Source organism: Mucilaginibacter sp. BGA-UO-ETr-C110, from assembly GCF_059567985.1.
This window is the reverse complement of sequence record NZ_JCAQPB010000002.1, coordinates 2,321,542-2,342,090: the sequence shown is the minus strand read 5'-3', so window position 1 is coordinate 2,342,090 and position 20,549 is coordinate 2,321,542. Positions and strand designations below refer to the sequence as shown.

General features: G+C 43.3%; 14 protein-coding genes. 6 read left to right on the top strand and 8 right to left on the bottom strand.

What is annotated here, in order from left to right; genetic code table 11:
* Window positions 1-17 precede the first annotated feature (17 nt).
* Together AC57BQ_RS10510 and AC57BQ_RS10505 are read left to right on the top strand one after the other, a co-directional pair.
* Window positions 18-1,424 (top strand): efflux transporter outer membrane subunit, encoded by a 1,407-nt coding sequence (locus tag AC57BQ_RS10510; RefSeq protein WP_496406235.1) that lies wholly within the window; start codon window positions 18-20, stop codon window positions 1,422-1,424.
* A 382-nt stretch (window positions 1,425-1,806) separates the two neighbouring features.
* Window positions 1,807-3,480, top strand: coding sequence for a hypothetical protein (locus AC57BQ_RS10505; RefSeq protein ID WP_496406234.1), 1,674 nt, complete (start codon window positions 1,807-1,809; stop codon window positions 3,478-3,480).
* A gap of 109 nt (window positions 3,481-3,589) precedes the next feature.
* Here AC57BQ_RS10505 and AC57BQ_RS10500 read toward each other — a convergent pair whose 3' ends face one another.
* Together AC57BQ_RS10500 and AC57BQ_RS10495 are read right to left on the bottom strand one after the other, a co-directional pair.
* Window positions 3,590-3,916: a DMT family transporter gene (locus tag AC57BQ_RS10500; RefSeq protein ID WP_496406233.1), complete on the bottom strand. Its 327-nt coding sequence runs from the start codon at window positions 3,914-3,916 to the stop codon at window positions 3,590-3,592.
* A gap of 76 nt (window positions 3,917-3,992) precedes the next feature.
* Window positions 3,993-4,556 (bottom strand): Crp/Fnr family transcriptional regulator, encoded by a 564-nt coding sequence (locus tag AC57BQ_RS10495; RefSeq protein WP_496406232.1) that lies wholly within the window; start codon window positions 4,554-4,556, stop codon window positions 3,993-3,995.
* Between the two features lie 160 nt (window positions 4,557-4,716).
* Here AC57BQ_RS10495 and AC57BQ_RS10490 point away from each other — a divergent pair, with 160 nt between their 5' ends.
* Genes AC57BQ_RS10490 through AC57BQ_RS10480 form a run of 3 tightly spaced genes read left to right on the top strand, consistent with a single transcriptional unit; the run spans window position 4,717 to window position 9,499 of the window.
* Complete coding sequence (locus tag AC57BQ_RS10490; protein WP_496406231.1) at window positions 4,717-5,970, top strand: sugar MFS transporter; 1,254 nt, start codon at window positions 4,717-4,719, stop codon at window positions 5,968-5,970.
* Window positions 5,963-6,817, top strand: a complete 855-nt coding sequence (locus tag AC57BQ_RS10485) for an ROK family protein (RefSeq protein ID WP_496406230.1) — start codon at window positions 5,963-5,965, stop codon at window positions 6,815-6,817. The genes AC57BQ_RS10490 and AC57BQ_RS10485 overlap by 8 nt, the downstream gene beginning before the upstream one ends.
* A 15-nt stretch (window positions 6,818-6,832) precedes the next feature.
* The gene (locus tag AC57BQ_RS10480; RefSeq protein ID WP_496406229.1) at window positions 6,833-9,499 is read left to right on the top strand and encodes a glycosyl hydrolase 2 galactose-binding domain-containing protein; all 2,667 of its coding nucleotides are present in this window, start codon (window positions 6,833-6,835) and stop codon (window positions 9,497-9,499) included.
* Window positions 9,500-9,791: 292 nt separating this feature from the next.
* Here AC57BQ_RS10480 and AC57BQ_RS10475 read toward each other — a convergent pair whose 3' ends face one another.
* The 4 genes from AC57BQ_RS10475 to AC57BQ_RS10460 all read right to left on the bottom strand — a co-directional run bounded on the left by AC57BQ_RS10475 (window position 9,792) and on the right by AC57BQ_RS10460 (window position 14,017).
* Window positions 9,792-10,751 (bottom strand): quinone oxidoreductase family protein, encoded by a 960-nt coding sequence (locus tag AC57BQ_RS10475; protein WP_496406228.1) that lies wholly within the window; start codon window positions 10,749-10,751, stop codon window positions 9,792-9,794.
* A gap of 109 nt (window positions 10,752-10,860) precedes the next feature.
* Complete coding sequence (locus tag AC57BQ_RS10470) at window positions 10,861-11,430, bottom strand: Crp/Fnr family transcriptional regulator (protein WP_496406227.1); 570 nt, start codon at window positions 11,428-11,430, stop codon at window positions 10,861-10,863.
* 34 nt (window positions 11,431-11,464) lie between these two features.
* Complete coding sequence (locus AC57BQ_RS10465; protein WP_496406226.1) at window positions 11,465-12,814, bottom strand: Gfo/Idh/MocA family protein; 1,350 nt, start codon at window positions 12,812-12,814, stop codon at window positions 11,465-11,467.
* 135 nt (window positions 12,815-12,949) lie between these two features.
* Window positions 12,950-14,017 (bottom strand): aldose epimerase family protein, encoded by a 1,068-nt coding sequence (locus AC57BQ_RS10460; RefSeq protein WP_496406225.1) that lies wholly within the window; start codon window positions 14,015-14,017, stop codon window positions 12,950-12,952.
* Window positions 14,018-14,372: 355 nt separating this feature from the next.
* Between AC57BQ_RS10460 and AC57BQ_RS10455 the strand changes: the two genes are divergently transcribed.
* Window positions 14,373-15,452 carry a phosphotransferase enzyme family protein gene (locus AC57BQ_RS10455; protein ID WP_496406224.1) on the top strand — a complete coding sequence of 360 codons (1,080 nt, stop codon included), beginning with the start codon at window positions 14,373-14,375 and terminating at the stop codon, window positions 15,450-15,452.
* An 83-nt stretch (window positions 15,453-15,535) separates the two neighbouring features.
* On the opposite strand, the gene AC57BQ_RS10450 is transcribed toward AC57BQ_RS10455, so the two are convergent.
* Together AC57BQ_RS10450 and AC57BQ_RS10445 are read right to left on the bottom strand one after the other, a co-directional pair.
* Window positions 15,536-17,098, bottom strand: a complete 1,563-nt coding sequence (locus tag AC57BQ_RS10450; protein WP_496406223.1) for a RagB/SusD family nutrient uptake outer membrane protein — start codon at window positions 17,096-17,098, stop codon at window positions 15,536-15,538.
* An 18-nt stretch (window positions 17,099-17,116) separates the two neighbouring features.
* Complete coding sequence (locus tag AC57BQ_RS10445; RefSeq protein WP_496406222.1) at window positions 17,117-20,506, bottom strand: TonB-dependent receptor; 3,390 nt, start codon at window positions 20,504-20,506, stop codon at window positions 17,117-17,119.
* Window positions 20,507-20,549: the final 43 nt, after the last annotated feature.

Sequence of the window (20,549 nt, the reverse complement as noted above, 5' to 3'; positions counted from 1 at the left end):
CAATTAAAAACATCGCCATGAACAGAAATTGTTTAAAATATATATTACTATTCGCCTCGCTTTCGGGAGTCTTGTTATCCTGCCGGATAACCAAAAGCTATAAACAGCCCGATGTAAATACCGAGGGTCTTTATCGCGGTAGCCAGTCGACTGATACTACTACCATCGCTTCTATGCCCTGGCAAAGCTTGTTTGCAGATACCGTATTGAGATCATTGATACAGGAGGGTTTAAATAATAACCTTGATCTGAAAACTGCGGTGCAAAAGATCCTGGAAGCACAAGCCACATTAAGACAAAGCAAGGCAGCTTTTCTACCGAGTTTAAGCGGTAATGCCTCCGTTACACGATCAAAACAGTCACAGGCAGGTTTAAATTTTCCCGAAGGTATCGATATCAATACACTTACCACTACTTACCAGGCTGGTTTAAGTACCTCATGGGAGGCCGATGTTTGGGGTAAACTAAGCAGCACCAAAAGGGCTGCCCTGGCCAGTTTTTTACAAAGTGATGCCGCTAAAAGAGCTGTACAAACCCAACTGATAGCGGATATTGCCAATAATTATTTCAGCCTGCTGGCATTGGACAAGCAGTTGGAAATTACCCAGCAAACGCTTCAAAACCGGATAAAGGATGTGGAGACCATGAAGGAGCTTAAAAAAGGAGCTGTGGTTAACGGTGCTGCCGTTGTACAAAGCGAGGCAAATCGCTATGCAGCGGAGGTATCCATTCCTGACATTAAACGCAGTATCCGGGAAACAGAAAATGCATTAGACATCCTGCTTTCGAGGCCACCCGGGCCTATTAATCGTAGTACACTGGCCGATCAAAAAGTGACCACCGAACTGCAAACAGGCGTTCCGACCCAGCTGTTGACCAATCGCCCGGATGTGCAGCAAAGCGAATATGCGTTTAGAGCAGCGTTTGAGAATACCAACCTGGCCCGAACTTATTTTTACCCATCATTTACCATAACCGCTTCCGGAGGTTTATCGAGCTTAACTTTAAAAGACTTTTTTACCAAATCGATATTCTACAACGCTGCGGCGGGTTTAACCCAGCCCATTTTTAATCAGGGTATTAATAAGGCCAGATTGCGTACCGCGCAGGCACAGCAACAGGAAGCCCTGAACAGCTTTCAGAAAACACTACTGGTAGCCGGACAGGAAGTTTCCAATGCCTTGTATGCGCACGAAACCGCGGTTGAAAAACAGGATTCGCGCAGTAAGCAGATCATTGCCCTGCAAAAATCAGTTGATTATACGCAGGAATTGCTACGCTACAGTTCTGCAACAAACTATACCGATGTACTAACTTCAGAACAAAATTTATTAGCCGCCCAATTAAGCGGTATAAGCGACAAATTGCAGGAATTACAAGCCATTGTGAATTTATACCGCGCGCTGGGCGGTGGATGGCGATAGACTTAAGCTATTTTCTATAAAGCATAAAAAAGCCTGAATGCATGCATTCAGGCTTTTTTATGGATAATTATCAGATACTTATTAAGTTTTATTGATCATATATATTGTTCGTGAATTTCTTAATAAGCTATATAAAATTCTTTTCGCTTAATTAATAATCTCATAATAGTTTAAAAATTAAGTATTTATTAAGCTTTTTTTAATATCCATCAGCTTATTTTATGTCGATAACCAATTTATGCCGGTAAGCTTTTTCTTAAAGTTTTCGGTTTATTAAAACCTTAATATCTATGAAAAAACATGTTTCCATGCCCCCTTAGGGGGTTACTATGCCCAATTGTAACTATTAACTAATATCAAACCAATTATTAAACAATAAATTATGAAACTAAAAAGTATTAAAGCTATATTTTTATTAGCCGTGTTTGGCATAATAAGCTTAAGCAGCTGTAAAAAGGGCTTAGACAATAACACCGCTGGTGCTTTGGCCGGAAAAAATAAAAAAACATCCGCATCACCTGTTGGCGATGTTGTTGGGAAGATCACCGTTGGTTACCAGGGATGGTTTGCCGCCATTGGCGATGGTTCGCCCATTAATATCTGGTGGCATTGGGCACCAAATGCGGGCCAGGCACCATCAACAAATAATATCGGCATCAAATCATGGCCCGATATGCGCGAGTATACCAGTTCGTATCAAACCGGTTTTGCCAATTTGAATAATGGTACCCCGGCTAAATTATTCTCATCTTTTAATGATCAAACCGTAAATGTACAATTCCAGTGGATGCAGCAGAATAATATTGATTGTGCTGCCCTGCAACGTTTTAATCCTACGGGTGGTGAAGGCCCGGTGCGTGATGCGATAACCGCCAAGGTAAAAACCGCAGCAGAGGCTACCGGTCGCAAGTTTTATATTATGTATGATATAACCGGGTGGACAAATATGCAATCGGAGATTAAAACCGACTGGACGAATAAAATGTCGGCATATACTTCATCATCTGCTTATGCCAAACAAAACGGAAAACCGGTAGTATGTATCTGGGGATTGGGCTTTAATGATGCTAATCACCCATTTTCTTCAGCTGTTTGTTTGGATGTGATCAATTGGTTTAAAGGCCAGGGGGTTTATATTATAGGAGGGGTGCCAGCCTCATGGCGCGATACCAATGCTACCGATATACAGCCTAACTTTTTACCAACCGCTACTGCGCTGAATATGATATCGCCATGGATGATTGGTAAAATAAGTAACGTAACTGAGGCTAATAACTTCTATAACGATCATCAAACGGGCGATCAGACCTATTGTAATGCCAATGGTATTGATTACCAACCTTGCGTATTACCTGGCGACCTGCAATTACACCAACGTGCGCATGGCGACCTGATGTGGACACAGTTTTATAACCTGATCAGGGGCGGAGCACAAGGTATATATATATCTATGTTTGATGAGTATAATGAAGGTAACCAGATCGCCAAAACGACCGAAAATTCATCATTTGTTCCGGCTGGTTCCAACTTTTTATCATTGGATGAAGACGGTACCGTATGCTCTGCAGATTACTACCTAAGATTAACCGGCGACGGCGGCAGGATGTTGAAAGGACAAATTTCATTAACAGCTACAAGACCAACACAGCCAGTAGTGGGAGGCAGTACTGGCACGGTGCCCTTCGGCCAGGTAGTAACCATAAAAGGTTCCAATAACCTATATGTGAGTTCTGAGAACGGTACACAAGCCATGAACTGTAACCGTGCAACCGCACAGGGCTGGGAGCAGTTTACCGTTGTTAATGCAGGTAACGGAAAGGTTTCCTTGTTAAATTCCAGCAAATATGTATCCTCTGAAAACGGCACCCAGGCTATTAATTGCAACCGCACCGCTATTGGCCCCTGGGAGCAGTTCGACTGGGTTTTCAACTCAAATGGTACCATCTCTTTAAGAGGGAACAACGGCGCTTATATTTCAAGCGAAGGAGGTACTGTGGCCATGACTTGCACCCGAACAACTATAACCGCAACAGAGCAGTTCCGGATAAATCAATAAACCCCACCCAAACCCTCCCCGTCCCGATAGCTATCAGGAGGGAGGGCTTTTTACAAAGCCTAATAAACAAAACCGGCGACCATATCAGATCGCCGGTTTTGTTTTATGCTTATTCAGCAACAAACTTAAGCCCGATCACCGAGATGATGAGGGTGCTCATGAAAAACAAGCGCCAAAAGTTGGTTGGGTCTTTAAATACCAGGATACCTACCAGCACGGTGCCTACGGCGCCGATGCCTGTCCAAACGGCATATGCTGTGCCTATGGGCAGGGTTTGGATGGCTTTTATCAACAGTACCATGCTCAGGGTCATGGTGATGAAGAATCCGGTATACCAAAGGTACATTTCGGTACCTGTTGTTTGTTTGGCTTTGCCCAGGCAGGAGGCAAAACCCACTTCGCAAAGACCTGCGATGATTAATATGATCCAATTCATTTTATCTTATATTATTTCGACTGTAAAGTTCCGGAGTATAAACAGCCTAAAAATTAACATAGGATAAATAATGCAGCTACCTTATTTTCGATCTTATGCGGCTTAAACTCACCTGCGTAATGCCCAGGTAAGAAGCTATATGGCATAATTGCACCCTTTGAATAAGGTCGGGACTATTGGTTAAAATATCCTGATATCTGTCGGCCGCCATGCTGAATTGGCAGGAGATCAATCTTTCCTCCACCTTAATCAGTTCGGTTTCGGCAAAGCGGCGGCCCCAGTTGGCAATATGTATATCTTCGGCAAAAAGTTTTTGGAGCTCGCTGTTTTTAATGCGGTACAGTACGCAATCTTCTAAAAGTTCAATATTCTCATAGCCGGGCTTGTTCTCTACGTAGTTTTTCATGGAGATAACGGTATCGCCTTCCCGGCCAAACCAAAAGGTAACTTCGGTATCATGTTGGTATAAATAAGCCCTTACGATGCCTTTTTTTATAAAATAAACGCTTCGGGCTATTTTACCAGCCTCAAACAAAATATGTCCTTTGGGCAAAGTGATCTCCTCAATTACCTGCTGCAGCTTCTGCCCGGAGGCTTCGGGTATGGGATAAATTTGATTGATAATTTGTTCTATGCTCAATTTAACGATTGTTGATTAAATATTTATTCTGTCTTTGAGGGTATTTGCCTCTACAATTGTCCTTCATGTGCCGTTACGAATAAAACGGAACTGTTATTATAAAAGAATATCAATAACATTGTTTGCAGTATTAAATCTTATAAACCTTTAACCCTAGCCAATGAAACGTAACTACTACATTGTAGCCCTGATCATGCTGATCTTTTTCGTGATCTCTTTTCTAACCAACGTGATCGGTCCGCTGATACCGGATATCATAAAAGTATTCAATTTAAGTTACACATTGGCAGGCGTACTTCCATTGGCTTTTTTTATTGCCTATGGTGTAATGTCGGTACCATCGGCTATTATGCTGGAAACATTTAAAGAGAAAAAGATCATGGTAGCGGCGTTTATTGTCGCTTTTTTTGGTTCGTTGTTGCTGGCTATGGAGCCTAATTATTTGAGCGCTATCATTTCACTGTTCCTGATAGGTTGTGGAATGGCTATGCTGCAGGTGGTCATTAATCCGCTATTACGTACATCTGGTGGCGAAGAGAATTATGCTTTTACCTCGGTATTGGCGCAATTGATATTCGGACTGGCATCTTTCCTAAGTCCGCTGGTTTACTCTTATATGGTTAAAGCTTTAAAAGAGAATAATAGTGGCGGTATCATAGGTTTATTGCATTCATTGGTGCCTGCCAATTTACCCTGGATCTCGCTGTATTGGCTCTTCGCAGTGATTTGCCTGGCAATGGTTCTGTTACTGGTATTTACCAAATTCCCCAAGGTTGAACTGAAAGAAGACGAACAAGTGGGCTCTTTACAAACCCATTTCGCTTTGTTTAAACAACCCATTGTTATCCTGTTTCTGGTAGCCATGTTTTGTTATGTAGGTACCGAGCAAGGTATCGCCAACTGGATCTCTCAATTTTTGAAAACTTATCATGGTCTCGACCCTCAAACAAAAGGAGCGGACACCGTAGCTTATTTCTGGGGATTGATGACCGCTGGCGGCATCCTGGGTTTGTTTCTGTTGAAAATTATGGATAGCCGTAAAGTGCTCATCAGTTTTACCGTATTGGCTTTGGTTTGCTTAACAGCAGCTTTGTTTGGGTCAACCAGCGTGGCTTTGATCGCGTTTCCGCTCGTAGGTTTCTTTGCTTCGGTGATGTATCCTATTATTTTCTCGTTGGCACTTAATTCGATCAATAAAGATCATGGTTCTTTCGCCGGACTGCTGGTTACGGCCATTATCGGTGGTGCCGTTATACCTCCTGTCATCGGTTTGCTGGGCGATGCCTTTGGTTTGCGTGCAGGGATGTTCTTTTTGTACATCACCCTGGGTTATATATTAAGTGTAGGCTTCTGGGCAAAACCACTCATCACCAACAAAACTATCGACATTAAAAAGAAAGCTACTCATGAATAATATCAAAGTTATAGGGATAGATCTGGGTGCTACCAATATACGTGGTGCAATTGTAAATGATAACTCCTTGTCGGCTATCGTATCGCAAAAAATAAAAAGTGATGGATCTGTTGAGGATGTGATGAATGATATATACCAGGTAGTTGACGCCCTGTTAAAAAATGACCAGGTGGCCGCCATTGGCATAGGTGTACCCAGTGTGGTTGATGTTGCCGAAGGTATTGTATATGATGTGCAATACATTCCTTCCTGGAAAGAAGTGCATTTAAAGCAGCTGATGGAAACGCGTTATGGCATACCTGTTTATGTGAATAACGATGCCAATTGCTTTGCTGTGGGCGAATATTACTTTGGTAAAGGGGGCAACGTAGATTCGATGATCGGTTTAACGTTGGGTACGGGTTTAGGAGCCGGTATCATGATCAACAAACGATTGTACCCTGGCTTTAACTGCGGAGCTGGTGAATTTGGTTTCTTTCCATATCTGGATAACATATTGGAGTTTTACAGCAGCGGATCTTTCTTTAGCAACGTGTATGGTTTAGATGGTGTACAGGTATTTGAAGATGCCAAAAAGGGAGACGAGCAGGCATTAAAACTGTACGCTGAGTTGGGTGCCCATATTGGCCATGCCATAAAACAGGTGATGTATGCTTATGATCCGCAACTGATCGTACTGGGTGGTTCTGTACGGCATGCCTATGCGTTTTTTCAGCAAACGATGTGGCAGGAGATCAAAACATTCGCCTATACCAAAACTGCCGAGCGGATCAGGGTAGAGGTGTCGGAACTGGAAAATAGTGGCATCATAGGCGCTGCCGCTTTGTACTACGATAATCAACAATAAACTATACTTCTTATCATGAAAAAACTCGTACTCACGCTGATCTTGCCTTTGTGTTTGCAACAGGCATTTAGCCAGTCCAGGCAGGAAAGTTTCCAGCTCATCTTGAAGGATGACTGGAAAATGCAATCGGCAGTAACCGATGCTGCACCGGCCGATAAAATCTCAAATGAGAATTACAATACACAAAGTTGGTACAAAGTAAGCGTACCCACTACCATCATAGCCGGGTTACTGGCGAATAAGGTTTATGATTTTGACCCTTTCATGGGCCGCAACTTAAAAAAACTAAGTGATCCTAAGCTGGATAAACCCTGGTGGTTCAGGCGGGAGTTTACACTGCCTGCGGCCGAGAATGGTAAAAATGTCATCCTGCGTTTACATGGCATCAACTATAAGGCAAACATATGGCTTAATGGCGTGAAAATAGCCGATTCGACCCAAACCAAAGGGCCTTTCCGGATCATTCAGCTGGATGTTACCAAACACATCAATTATACCGGTAACAATGTGCTGGCTCTTCAAATAACACGACCCTTTACGCCCAACAAAGCCAAAGGCGATCTGGCTATTGATTATGCCGACTGGATACCTTATCCGCCTGATTACAATGGCGGTATCGTAAACAATGTGGAGATCAAAACTTATGATAAAGTAGGGGTGCAGTATCCGCTGGTAACTACCCGTTTTGATCTGCCATCACTGGCCGTAGCGCATTTATATGTTGATGCGCAGGTGACCAATTATACCAATACCGCACAGGATGCCGTGATCAAAGGGCAGATCAATAGTGATTTGAGCTTTGATCAAAAAGTGCATTTGCTGCCCCACGAATCAAAGAATGTAGATTTTAGTCCGGAGATTTATAAACAGCTCAATATTAAAAATCCGCGCATCTGGTGGCCTTGGCAGTATGGTAAGGCCGAGCTGAACCGGGTCGAGCTGTCGGCGGTAGTAGCAGGAAAAGTGAGTAATACGCTTTGGGAGAAATTTGGTATCCGCCAGATGGATTCGAAGCTGATCGACAATGAATCGCGCGAGTTTATCGTAAACGGTAAACCTATCCTGATCCGCGGAGCTGCATGGTCGCCGGATATTTTCCAGCGTCGGTCGCCCGAACGTCAGGAGCAGGAAGTGAAGCTGGTACGCGATATGAACATGAATATCATTCGCTCCGAAGGTAAAATGGAGGATGATAATTTTTATGATCTGTGCGATCAGTACGGTATGCTGGTGATGACCGGCTGGATGTGCTGCGGTGTATGGCAACATCCCGAACACTGGGATGCTGCTGAGCGCAAAGTAGCCATGGCATCTGATAGTAGTGTGATGTATTGGTTGCGCAATAAAGCCAGCCTCATGGTATGGCTCAATGGCAGCGATATGCCCCCAACTGATACTTCGGTTGAGCGTGATTATTTGAAGATCGAGAAAGCTCTGAAGTGGCCAAATCCTACACTGTCAACGGCTAATGAAACCAAGTCGAAAGTATCGGGCTTTAGTGGTGTAAAAATGGCCGGCCCTTATGAATGGGTGCCGCCTATATATTGGGAAACAGATGCCACGCACAAATTTGGTGGTACCTGGAGTTTTGCTACAGAAATATCGCCAGGCCCATCTATACCTCCATACGAGAGCCTGATCAAGTTTATACCCAAAGATTCCCTGTCCACCAGTTCACCGGCATGGCTGTATCATTGTGGTACAGGATCATTCGGGACTACAAAAGTGTTTGATAAGGCGCTTTCAAACCGTTATGGGGAATCACCATCTATTAAAAATTATATAGCCAAGGCACAAGCGCAAAACTATGAGGCACACCGTGCCATGATGGAGGCTTACGGCTTTAAAAAATACAATACAGCAACGGGAGTAGTACAATGGATGCTGGCCAACCCATGGCCCGGATTGATATGGCATACCTATGATTATTACCTATATCCGGCGGGAACTTACTTCGGTATGAAAAAATCGATGGAGCCTTTGCATGTGATGTATTCCTACAAATCAAACGAGGTGGGGATTATAAACTCCTATCTTAAAAAATTTAGCGGTTTGCAGGTAAAGGCTACTGTTTATAATATTGATGGTACGGTAAAATACACTAAAACAGCCCCGGTAAGCATTGAAGCGGATGCTTCCAAAGTGGTATTCGCATTACCGGCCATTGCAGGACTGTCGCCGGCTTATTTTGTGCGTTTGCAATTGACTGATAGTCGCGGCAAGGTAGAGAGTATCAACTGGTACTGGTTGTCGCAAAAAGCAGAAGTGCTGAATTGGAAAAAGTCAAACTGGTACACCACACCCGAATCGGCTTATGCTGATTATACGGCTTTACAGCAGATCCCCAAAACAGCGCTTAAACTGAGCCATGTTCAGGAAGCTACTAAGGGCGATAGCACCACACATGCTGTAACCATTACCAATACCGGGAAATCAGTAGCTTTTTTTGTACATCTGCGGGCATTAAAAGGTAAGGATGGTGATGATATCCTGCCGGTGATATTCAGCGACAATTACATTTCATTGGCACCGGGCGAAACAAGGGTAATCAAATGTACCTATAGCAATAAAGATGCAGCGGGTACAACGCCTTATTTCCTAACCTCGGCCTGGAATATCGATACGACTAAAAGTAAGAGCGGTGAGCAGTTTGGCTTTGAGGAAGGGTTGCCGCTTAATTAGTATCCCTTTTCTATGCATCTTGCGCTCGTTTGCAACGAGTGCTTAACCTGGGTTTGCGTTTAAAAAACGCAAGAGCGATGCAATCGCTGCTCCACAATAAGCACTCGTTACAAACGAGCGCAAGTAGATATCTCTTTTCTATCCATCACGTCATTGCGAGCGCAGCGTGGCAATCCCTAACTCTACAGAGCGGCTCTGCTCATTGGGGATTGCCACGCTGCGCTCGCAATGACGCTTGTATGTTGAAGTGTGCAAAGCGAGTCGATTATAATATAGGCATGTGAAAGCAGTATCACATCGTAATCACTATCCGTTTACCTTGTGCATCCTGTTGCCAGGCTTCAGCTATATCTTTTAAGGGGATTGCCAGCGTATCGATAGATAGCTTGCCCTCCGCTGCCAGTTTAAATACCTCGGGGAGTATCTCTGTTTTAATTTTAGCGGTCTCTTCTTTGGAGATACTTCCGCCGCCTGCGCCGGTAAGCTCAATGGCGGTACTGCGGAGGATAGCAGCAGGCAGATTAATAGCTGAGCCGGCCATTTCGCCAACCTGTACATAACGGGTTATATGATCAGCCGTAGCATTAAGATCGTGCCCGGCCAAAGTACCCAATAGCAGTTCGGCGGGTTTTCCCCATAAATAATCAATTACTACATCCAACGGATTTTTTGCTGCTTCGGCTTTAATGGCTTGTTTAATGTCATCGTCAGATTGGTTCAAAGATATGGTCACATCAGCACCAAGGTTGTTCAAGGCTTCCTGGTTGCGACCCATGGCGACGATCTTACCGGCACCCAGGTGGCGGGCTATCTGTACGGCCAGTTTTCCGGTAATACCTGTTGCTCCTAATATCAATATGGTATTGCCTTTCTTTAATTTACCTTTGTATGCTAATGATAGCCACGCCGATATAGCAGGGTTGGGTAACGCTGCCGCGGTGACATCATCCAATCCATCAGGTATGGGTACGTACCAGTTTTTGTTGATAAGGGCCTTTTGGCCCATCATTCCAGAGGCTGATCCGGCATACACCCGGGTGCCATCGGCTAATACGCCCACGCCATCAACACCTACAACCGCGGGATAGTTTTTATGCTTATCGTAATGGGTACCCTTAGCTCTTCCCTTATCGAGGTTTTTGATGCTGGCTGCTTTAACTTCAATAACTTGTTCCTGTTCAGATGGAATGGGTTCTGCAAAATCTGCATATTTAGGGGTTTCACCTGCTTTATATAATACTGCTGCTTTCATTTGATTTGTTATTTGTTAAACAAATTTCGGCAGTTGGTAGCCGGCCTGCGATAACAAATGTTAATAAATGAAAGGCGCTTCTTTATTCAGTAAATCACTAATTCAATAATTACTTGGTGACCGCGTTACGGATGCGGCTTAGCGAAACCGAGGTAATCCCCAGATAGGAGGCGATATAATGCTGCGGTATACGCTTAATAATGTGAGGTTTTTCTTTCAGCAAGGTTAGGTAGCGTTCCTTTGGTGTGTATTTGATGAACGACATAAAATGCGTCATGTAATTAATTTGCCTGTCGAGCATAACATCGGCCAATTGTTCCCGCACCTCTGGAATGGTATTAAGTTCGTTCATCATTGCGGTATAATCCTTTTTGTGGATCCAGTAGAGTACGCAGGGCTCAATGGTTTCCAGCGTAACCAGGCTTGGCGTACCTTTTCGGAAACTTTCGATGGATGATACAGCTTCCTGTTCAAAAAAGAACTGGAAGGTTACATCCTTGCCTTTATTGTTGAACCAAACCCGCAGGCAGCCTTTTTCAATGTAATATGCTTTTTTGGATACATCGCCCTCGTGCAAAAGGATGGTTTTTGCAGGAACTTCAAGGCGATGGTAAAGACTGGCGTACTTTTCCCATGAGCCTTGAAGTTGTGGTAATAATTTTTTTAGCTGATCAAACACAGCTCAAATTACTGAAAATTTTATAAAAGCAAGCTTAAAAGCCGCTATCGTCTAACGCGAACGTGTTTTTACGTTCTTTCCATTTACCTTTTGTAAAGTCAGGGAATTCCAGTGTCTTGCCTTCTTTTACTGATTGGGTTGATAATGGCGCTATCACGCTCATGGTAACCGAATCATACACATCGATAGGAGTTTGGCGCTTGTGTTTTACCGATTCGACGAACGCGTTAAATACAAACCAGTCCATTCCGCCATGCCCGGCACCTGCGGCTTCGGCATCGTGTTTTTTCCAAAGCGGGTGATCATATTTGGCAAACCATTCTTTTGCCGGATCCCAGCTATCGTCCTCCTTTGATTTGTGATCGATATAAATGGATTGGTTTACATCCATCCAGATACCTTTGGTACCCTGAACCCGGAATCCCAACGAATATGGACGTGGCAAATGGGTATCATGCGATAGCAAAACGGTTTCGCCATTGGCACAGTTGATCATGGTGGTGGTTACATCGCCATTTTTGTAATTGAGCTTGGCATTAGGATGTCCCGGTGAAAGTTCTTCTACATATGCAGCTAAACCTCGTGCTTTTGAACTAAAGGAAACCAGGCTGGTAAACCTGTTACCACGGGTAATATCAATATAATTCATCACCGGACCGGCGCCGTGGGTAGGATATAGGTCGCCATCACGGTCGATGTTAAACTGAGTGCGCCACTGGGCCTCGCTCAATGCTTTTGCGCCATATTCAACTCCTTTACCACCGTATCTACCTTTGCCATCATTAAACAACACATCCCGAAGGTTATGCTGATAACCACCTTCCAGGTGTATCAATTCACCAAACAAGCCTTGCCTAACCATGTTTAATGCCGCCATTACATCACGGCGGTAACAAACGTTTTCAAGGGTCATATAAGGGACGCCTGTTTTCTCAGATGTTTTAACAATATCCCAGTGCTCATCAACGGTAAGACCTGCAATTACCTCACAGCCCACATATTTACCAGCTTTCATGGCATCAATAGATTGCTGATGGTGAAACTGCCATGGCGTAGCAATAATTACGGCGTCAATATCATTTCTTTCCAGTAACTTTTTGTAAGCATCAATTCCTCCAGTGTACTCTTTGGCTGCTGGCCGGCCTTTTTTGGCTAAATATTCCCGGCAGATGTTTAAAGAGTGTTCCTGGGTATCGCATATAGCAACAATCTCTACGTCGTCGCGCAGGGCACCTTCAGATATATGGCTCATGCCGCGAGCACCTACGCCAATATAACCAAGCCGTACTTTGCCGGTATCTTTGGCAAATAAGCTGCCTGTTGGCAGTATGGTAAACCCTGCAGCAGCAATGGCGCTGCTTTTTACAAATGTTCTTCTGTCCATTTATGTTATTGTTTGATAATGATTTATTAGTTTGAATTGATGGTTTACAACTATGTTTCGGGATTGAAGTTATTGATCATATTTATAAAATCAACAGATCAACCACCTCAAATACGCCGCAAACGTTTGATACCGTTAGTCATTTACTCCAAATTCAAAAATAGTACGGCTCTTAAACCGCTCGCCCGGATTTAACAACGTACTAGGGAAATGAGGTTTATTAGGCGCGTCAGGATAATGCTGTGTTTCCAGGCACAATCCACTTCTGAAAGGGTAGTTACTATTTTGTTTACCGATACAGGTTTCGTCTAAAAAATTACCGGTATAAATATGTATGGCAGGTTCGGTGGTAAAAACATTTAATACCCTTTTACTGATCGGTTCAAAAACTTTAGCTGCCAGTTTCAGCTCCTCAGAGTCCTGCTTTTTCACTACCCAGGAATGATCATACCCACGGCTTAATACCAATTGAGCATTATCCTCATTGATACGTTTGCCAATTGCTACAGGTTCTGTAAAATCGAAAGGGGTGCCGCTCACCGGGGTAAGGGTACCTTCAGGTACCTGCATAGCATTTACAGGCAGATACTCTGCCAAGGGTAGCAGGAGTTGATGATCTAAAATTGATCCGCCGTTATGTCCTGCCAGGTTAAAATAAGCGTGCTGCGTTAAATTGATCAGTGTTGGTTTATCTGTTACCGCATCAAAATCAACTATTAGCTGGTTCTGATTATTGAGGGTGTAAGTAACTGTGGTGGTCAGGTTACCCGGGAAACCTTCTTCACCATCTTTGCTCAGATACTCTAATATCACACCAACTCCGTGCTCATTGTTGAATGACTTTGATTGCCATACTTTTTTATTAAAGCCAACCTTGCCGCCATGATGATGAAAACCACCATCTTTAACCGTAAGCTGATGTGGTGTGCCGTTGATAATTACCTTACCACCGGCTATCCGGTTAGCAAATCGACCAACTATGGTACCAATATAAAACTGATCTTCAACATAGCCCTGTAAATCATCGTAGCCCAGTACAACATCGGTCATATTACCCTGATGATCGGGCACTGATACTGATTGAATAGCAGCGCCAAAATTGGTAACAGATACTTTTACACCATTGTCATTGCTTAGTTCGTAAAGAAAGATCTGGTGACCGTTAAACTCGCCCCAATTATTTTGGCTGATATTGTATTTCATGTGATGTATACTTTAAATAGAATAATGGAAATTAGTGTTTTCATTGATAAGGCGGCCCGAATAATTACACAAAATATCACGCAAACGTTTGCAATATGCACACTTGATCGTGACCATTTGTATCGATTTTAAATATGGTGAAGAATCAGATGAAATGGAGGCCCCATCTTCATTTATTAAATCTTCTGAAGTGTGTTATCAGGTAATATTTTATAATATTGACGTTATAAATATTATTGGTGTTTATAATTGTCTTTTAGTAAGATAATTAGCTTATGCGTAATAAAAAATACACAAACGTTTGCGCGTGCTTTTTCATAAGTAATTAATTACGTTTGGCTAAAATTTGCCTTAAATGATGCTTGACCAGATCCTGGAACTGTACGGACTTAACACCAATAACTATACTATTAAAAGTTTTGGTACGGGATTGATTAATCATACCTGGAAAGTTAGCGGGCCCGAAAACTATATTCTTCAGCGTATTAATCCCTATGTTTTTAAAAACCCGGAGGCTATTGCTGAAAATATGGCGCTACTGGCAGACTATCTTAAGCAAACCTCGCCCGATTATCTTTTTGTGGCACCTATACGTACATTATTGGGTGAGCACATGGCTAAAATAAATAATAAAGAGTATTACCGGCTTTTCCCTTTTATTGATAATTCGGTAACCATTACCGAAATTAAAAATCAGCAGGAAGCTTTTGAGGCAGCCCGGCAATTTGGAAAGTTTACTTATTTACTGAGTGGTTTTGATCTGCATAAACTACATCACACTTTACCTCAATTTCATGATCTTAAACTGCGGTTCGATCAGTTTAAAGAAGCTTGTTCAACCGCCGGAGCTGATAAGCTGGCCACAGCCGCGGCTGCTATCGATGATATTTATAAATACCAGGGAATACTATTTACCTATATACAACTGATTGATCGTCAACAGCTGCCATTACGCGTTATACACCATGATACCAAGATCAGTAATGTGTTGTTTGATCAGGATCATAATGGATTATGCGTCATCGATCTGGACACGGTGATGCCTGGTTATTTTTTGAGCGATGTAGGGGATATGCTGCGCACTTATCTTTCGCCGGCAAATGAAGAGGAACGTGATTTTTCAAAGATCCAAATCAACGAAGAGTGTTTTTATTCCATTTATAAAGGATACATTTCGGCTATGGGTACAGCCCTGACGCCAGCGGAGAAGGAATACTTTACTTATTCTGGTAAATACATGATCTATATGCAGGTGCTCCGGTTTTTAACCGATTTTTTAAATGATGATATTTATTACCACACTACTTATCCCTTACAAAACCTGGTGAGGGCGCAAAACCAGTTAGCGCTGTTGGAGCAATTCACCAGATCAGAAAAAAGATTTAAGAAGTTTATCGAATACTTTAGCTTTAAGCACGATAACATAGTGAACTGATTCGATGATCAGTCATAACAAAAAAGAGGCTGTTCTCATACTTTTGAGAACAGCCTCTTTTGCTTTGATCTATCGATCCGGGATTAATGATAACCCGGGTTTTGATCTTGTGGTGTCAAATCAGGATTTAGTTGCAATTCGGTATTTGGTATTGGATAAAGCGTGTTAAATGCCTGGATCGTTCCGGATTGGGCGGTCCATTTGTTATACTTTTTAACACGATCAACAAATAGTCCGGTCCTGATCAAATCGATACGGCGCCAACCCTCTGCAAAAAGCTCCCGGGTGCGTTCATCCATGATATTGGTGCGGAAATCACTTTGTGACATCGCGGTCCACATTTTATCATTGGGTAATGTACCACCCCATGCACGGGCCCTTACCTGGTTAACCGCGGTTATGGCTTCGCCTGTTCTGTTCAACTCATTTAAACACTCTGCGTAACATAGTTTAATATCGCCTAAACGCAGTACAGGCATATCTTTTCCTGAGTTATACATATTGTTGTAACCAAGGCCGCTATGTGTATCGGTACGGAAATCCTCATACTTTTTTACGTGGGGTTTTAACTCATCAAAGTCAGCACCCAGGCCTTCCCAGGAGATAATATCAAGCGTTGGTGTAACACCATAGTAAGAAAAATCATAACGGATATTTTCGTTACGACGAACGTCGCCATCTTCCCATATACCACCGTTGGCTACGGTTTCATAAGCATGTATCGTTGGAACGATCTTGTCATACCCAGAAAAATAACAACCGTCGCCAAATGTATTTTGTACCGCGCGTGATCCTATCTGAAACTGTACTTTATTATTATTTGGCGAAACAGGGCTATACTGGAACTCCAGGATGGCTTCGGCGGTGTTGGGTTTGTTATAATCCCAAAGATCCTTATAGGGTACCAGGGTATATCTACCCATCATTTTTTCAAAACAATCGCGGGCTTTGTCAAAATCACGCAGACCGGTTGATACCGGGGCCGACATATAAGCCTTACCCAGCATGGCCAGAGCCGCGCCGCTTGTGGCTCTGCCCGGATCATTCTTGTCTGGGCAAAAAGCAGCTGCCTTGGTCAGATCTGCGATAATAAACGCCCACACATCTTTAAGCGGCTGCCGTTTAAGGCCCAATTGCGATTCGCGGCTCAAATCTCTGATGGGTATTTCGCCCCAGTACATGGCCAGTTCAAAGTCGAAAAATCCTCTTAAAAAAGAGGCTTCGCCCACAATACCAGCCTCTACCGAACCTGCCTTTAGCGTAGGTTTGTCAACACCGTTGATGATTTTGGCCGCTTCGTTTACCAGGGGCCAGCGAAGGTTCCATTGGGTGGTTACCTGACCCTGTAGTGCATTAAGGTTGCCATCAAACCTGTCAAGTCCGCCTTTAGAGGCATCACTTTTCATCTGGTAGGCGCCCTGTTGAGTTTCGTCGGTGCCCATCATTAAAACGGTGCCCTGCTCGTCTGCCCTAAAATTTAGCCAGTTGGCGTATATACCTTTTAAACTTGTTTGTACCAGATTGATATCAGAAAACACCTGGCTTTCATCCAGTTTTGTTAAACTCGTCTGATCCAGGGATTTTTTGCAGGAAACTGAAAATATTACAGTTCCGGCAATGAATATATTTATAATGGTTTTTTTCATGATCTTTTGCATTGAAGTTTAAAATCCAAAATTTACCCCAAGAACAAATGTCCTTACCGGCGGATAACCATAATCACCTGTTTCCGGATCAAGCCCTTTGTATTTGGTGATACAGAACAGGTTTGAACCTGTAGCGTATATCCGTACACGGTTGGCATGCCAGCTATTCAGCAATTTTTGAGGCAGGTTATATCCTAAAGTCAATGCCGATAAACGAAGATATGAGGCATCCTGAATAGCATAATCCAGATCAGACGGGTTGTACCGGTTATAGCTGGTATTATCAATTACACGGGGGATATTGGTATTGGTGTTGGTTGGTGTCCAACGGTTTAACAGATCGGTTGAAGCCATGCTTGAGCCAACACTGTTAATCAAGCCTTCGTAATAGCTGCTGATCTTTTTGGCGCCGTGCGAGTAAACAAACACCGCGTTCAGGACTATCCCTTTATAGGAAAGGTCTGTTGAAAAGCCACCATAGTATTTCGGATCTTCATTGCCAACAATCTGTCTGTCGTATTGGTTAACAATACCATCTTTAACCCCGTTAGGGCCCGAAACATCCAGCGCGAACAAGTCACCCAGACCTACTGTTTTGCCGTTATAATTGAGCCCCTGCCACTCGGCACGGTTTGATTCCTGTGCTATACCGCCCGAACGAAGGGTGTAGATGCCGTGCAGCGGCTGACCAATAAATAAATTGTTTTCGCGACTATCGCCTGAAGTGCTATAGATGTATTGGACATTATTGCCAAACAATTGCTCCACCTTGTTTTTGGCAAAAGAAATATTGCCCGATATTGACCAGTTCCAGTCGGTACTTTTGATCACCTGGCCGCTTAATGAAAGGTCAACACCTTTGTTACCTACCCGGCCAACGTTTTGAACCTGGATGCTGTATCCGGACGTAGTTGGCAGCGCGCGATCAAGCAAGAGGTTATCGTTTTTGATATAAAACGCGTCGGCAGTAACGTTAAGGCGCGAATTGAAGAATGCCATATCAAGACCAACATTAGCTTGTTTTTGTCTTTCCCAGGTAAGATCAGGATTGCCCTGACGACCATCATTGGCTATCAAAGCATTATTGTTAGATACCTTTGAACCATATAACGTTTGGAAAGCATAATTGGCAATATCCTGGTTACCCACAACGCCGTAACCTACACGCAGGCTTAACTGGTTAAATATCTTCTGCTGCTTCATAAAATCCTCTTTGTGGATATCCCATCTTACCGAAGCTGATGGAAAAATACCATATTGATGTCCTGGAGCAAACCGGGAAGAGCCGTCATCGCGGGCAGTAGCGGTCAGGAAATATTTATCATCGTAACTATAAGTAAAACGAGCGATTACCGAAAAAATAGAATAGGCATAGAAGTCGGAGTTAATAGTAGTTTTATCCTGTGCCGCTGCGCCTCCTAGGTTGTAATATAAAAGATCGTTGCTTGCAAAGCGGTCGCCCTGTGCCAAAGTATAATCAGAGGTACGTTTGCTGGCACTGGTACCCAATAAAGCAGTGATACGATGCTTGGAGTTGAAGGTTTTACTGTATGTAGCAGTATTATCCCATTGCCAATACAAATCGTTCCAGCGTTCGGCCTTTGCGCGCGCGTCGCCATTGTAATTCCGGATAGCTTCCTGTATGTTATTAGGGGTAAAAGTAGAGTAGCTTTGCTGGCCGTAATCAACAGAAAAAGTCGAGCGTATATCCAGACCCGGTATCGGGTTTACATTGATAAAATTTGATGTTGACAGGCGGTTACGATTTTGCCTGCGGGTAATATCAAGCGCGTTGAACGGATTAAAATTATTGTTGCTGTTTTGGCCAAGCGCACGGTAATATATAGTGAGGTAATTAGGAGTATACCTGGTAGCCGCTGCCCGGTATGGGTCATAATTTAAAAGCGGATTGGCATTAAGCGCCTGGTTATAGGAATCGTCATCGGCCAGGGCATCATCGGTACGGGTATAACCGGTATTGGTGCCAACCTTTAACCATTTTTTAACCAAATAGTCGGCATTAAAACGGCCGGTATATTTATTTTGATTTACCGTCTGGATAAGCCCTTTTGTGCCGGCATAGCCCAAACTCAGGTAAAATGTACTTCTGTCTGTACCACCTGCAAAGCTTAAAGCATGGTTTTGCTGATAACCGGTTTGTGAAATAGCTTTAAGCCAGTTATAGCTTTTACCGCTGTTATTGGTATCAAACTCTTGCTGCGAGAAAGCCACATTGGTTTTGAGCAAGGTGTTATTAATGTAATCCTGCCTGTTGGCTGTAGGGTTATCTTTGATGTAACCGTTGGCGTAAGCATCCACCCGTAAATCAAACAGCTGCTGTGCAGTCATAGTTTCAGGCATTTTGGCGAAGTTGGAGAAACCAGCCCATCCATCGTAACTGATGGTACCATCGCCGGCTGATTTCTTGCCTTTTTTGGTAGTGATAACCACTACACCATTGGCTCCACGCGAACCGTAAAGGGCGGTAGCAGAAGCATCTTTTAATATGGATACCGAGGCCACATCATTCATGTTGATGGAATTAAAGCCGCCCAGGTTGTTTTCCATGATCAAACCATCCACTACATAAATAGGGGTTGAGCCCGAGTTGATGGTATTGGTACCGCGAATTTTGATAACGGCATCATCACTTGGTTTAGAACCACCGCCAATAAATACACCTGCCACACGACCTTGTAAAGCATTATTAACGTTGGTTACCGGGCGTTCCTCCAATGTTTTGGCATCTACGTTACTTACAGAACCGGTAAGATCGCCTTTTTTGAAGGTGGTGCCTACCACTACGATCTCTGCAAGATTATTGTTTGATGTTGTCAGGGTGATTTTAAGAGGCTCGGCAGTGGCAAGCACTTCCTTTGGCTCAAAGCCTATGGCAGTAAAGACTAACACAGTACCCGGACTTACATTGAGCGAAAAATTACCATTGATATCTGTAACAGTTCCGGTTTTAGTGCCCTTAATGGTTACCGTAACACCAGGAACCGTCAACCCTTTATCATCTTTAACAGTACCTGTGATAGGGGCCTGGGTCATGTCCAGATCGGCTCTTCTGGTAATTACCTGTGAGGGGTTATTCCTGATCACGATCACATCGCCCGAAACTTCATAAGCCAGGTTAAGCGGCGTAAACAGCTCGGTCAATACGGTTCCTAAAGTTTTATCTGTAAATGAGGCATTAACCTTTTGGTTATCATTGATCAGGGCCGGACTAAACACAAAGTTAACGTGGTATTTCTGCTCCAGCTTTTTTATTACCGTTTTTAGCGCGGTATTACTTTCGCTTACAGTGATCTTCGTATCTAAAATAGCCTGCGCTTTACCATCTTTTGCAATTGCGCTTCCTAATAATGAGAGACTTAATGTTAACTGTAAAAATGTGATCTTCATTATTTTTACGAGTATAGGTTTATATTTCATAAATTTGGTTAGA

What these genes read in the sequence shown, in the direction of transcription:
- AC57BQ_RS10450 (WP_496406223.1), bottom strand. Translation starts at nt 17,098, where the DNA reads ATGAAAAAAACCATTATAAATATATTCATTGCCGGAACTGTAATATTT.
- AC57BQ_RS10510 (WP_496406235.1), top strand. Translation starts at nt 18, where the DNA reads ATGAACAGAAATTGTTTAAAATATATATTACTATTCGCCTCGCTTTCG.
- AC57BQ_RS10465 (WP_496406226.1), bottom strand. Translation starts at nt 12,814, where the DNA reads ATGGACAGAAGAACATTTGTAAAAAGCAGCGCCATTGCTGCTGCAGGG.
- AC57BQ_RS10500 (WP_496406233.1), bottom strand. Translation starts at nt 3,916, where the DNA reads ATGAATTGGATCATATTAATCATCGCAGGTCTTTGCGAAGTGGGTTTT.
- AC57BQ_RS10490 (WP_496406231.1), top strand. Translation starts at nt 4,717, where the DNA reads ATGAAACGTAACTACTACATTGTAGCCCTGATCATGCTGATCTTTTTC.
- AC57BQ_RS10445 (WP_496406222.1), bottom strand. Translation starts at nt 20,506, where the DNA reads ATGAAGATCACATTTTTACAGTTAACATTAAGTCTCTCATTATTAGGA.
- AC57BQ_RS10475 (WP_496406228.1), bottom strand. Translation starts at nt 10,751, where the DNA reads ATGAAAGCAGCAGTATTATATAAAGCAGGTGAAACCCCTAAATATGCA.
- AC57BQ_RS10460 (WP_496406225.1), bottom strand. Translation starts at nt 14,017, where the DNA reads ATGAAATACAATATCAGCCAAAATAATTGGGGCGAGTTTAACGGTCAC.
- AC57BQ_RS10480 (WP_496406229.1), top strand. Translation starts at nt 6,833, where the DNA reads ATGAAAAAACTCGTACTCACGCTGATCTTGCCTTTGTGTTTGCAACAG.
- AC57BQ_RS10505 (WP_496406234.1), top strand. Translation starts at nt 1,807, where the DNA reads ATGAAACTAAAAAGTATTAAAGCTATATTTTTATTAGCCGTGTTTGGC.
- AC57BQ_RS10485 (WP_496406230.1), top strand. Translation starts at nt 5,963, where the DNA reads ATGAATAATATCAAAGTTATAGGGATAGATCTGGGTGCTACCAATATA.
- AC57BQ_RS10455 (WP_496406224.1), top strand. Translation starts at nt 14,373, where the DNA reads ATGATGCTTGACCAGATCCTGGAACTGTACGGACTTAACACCAATAAC.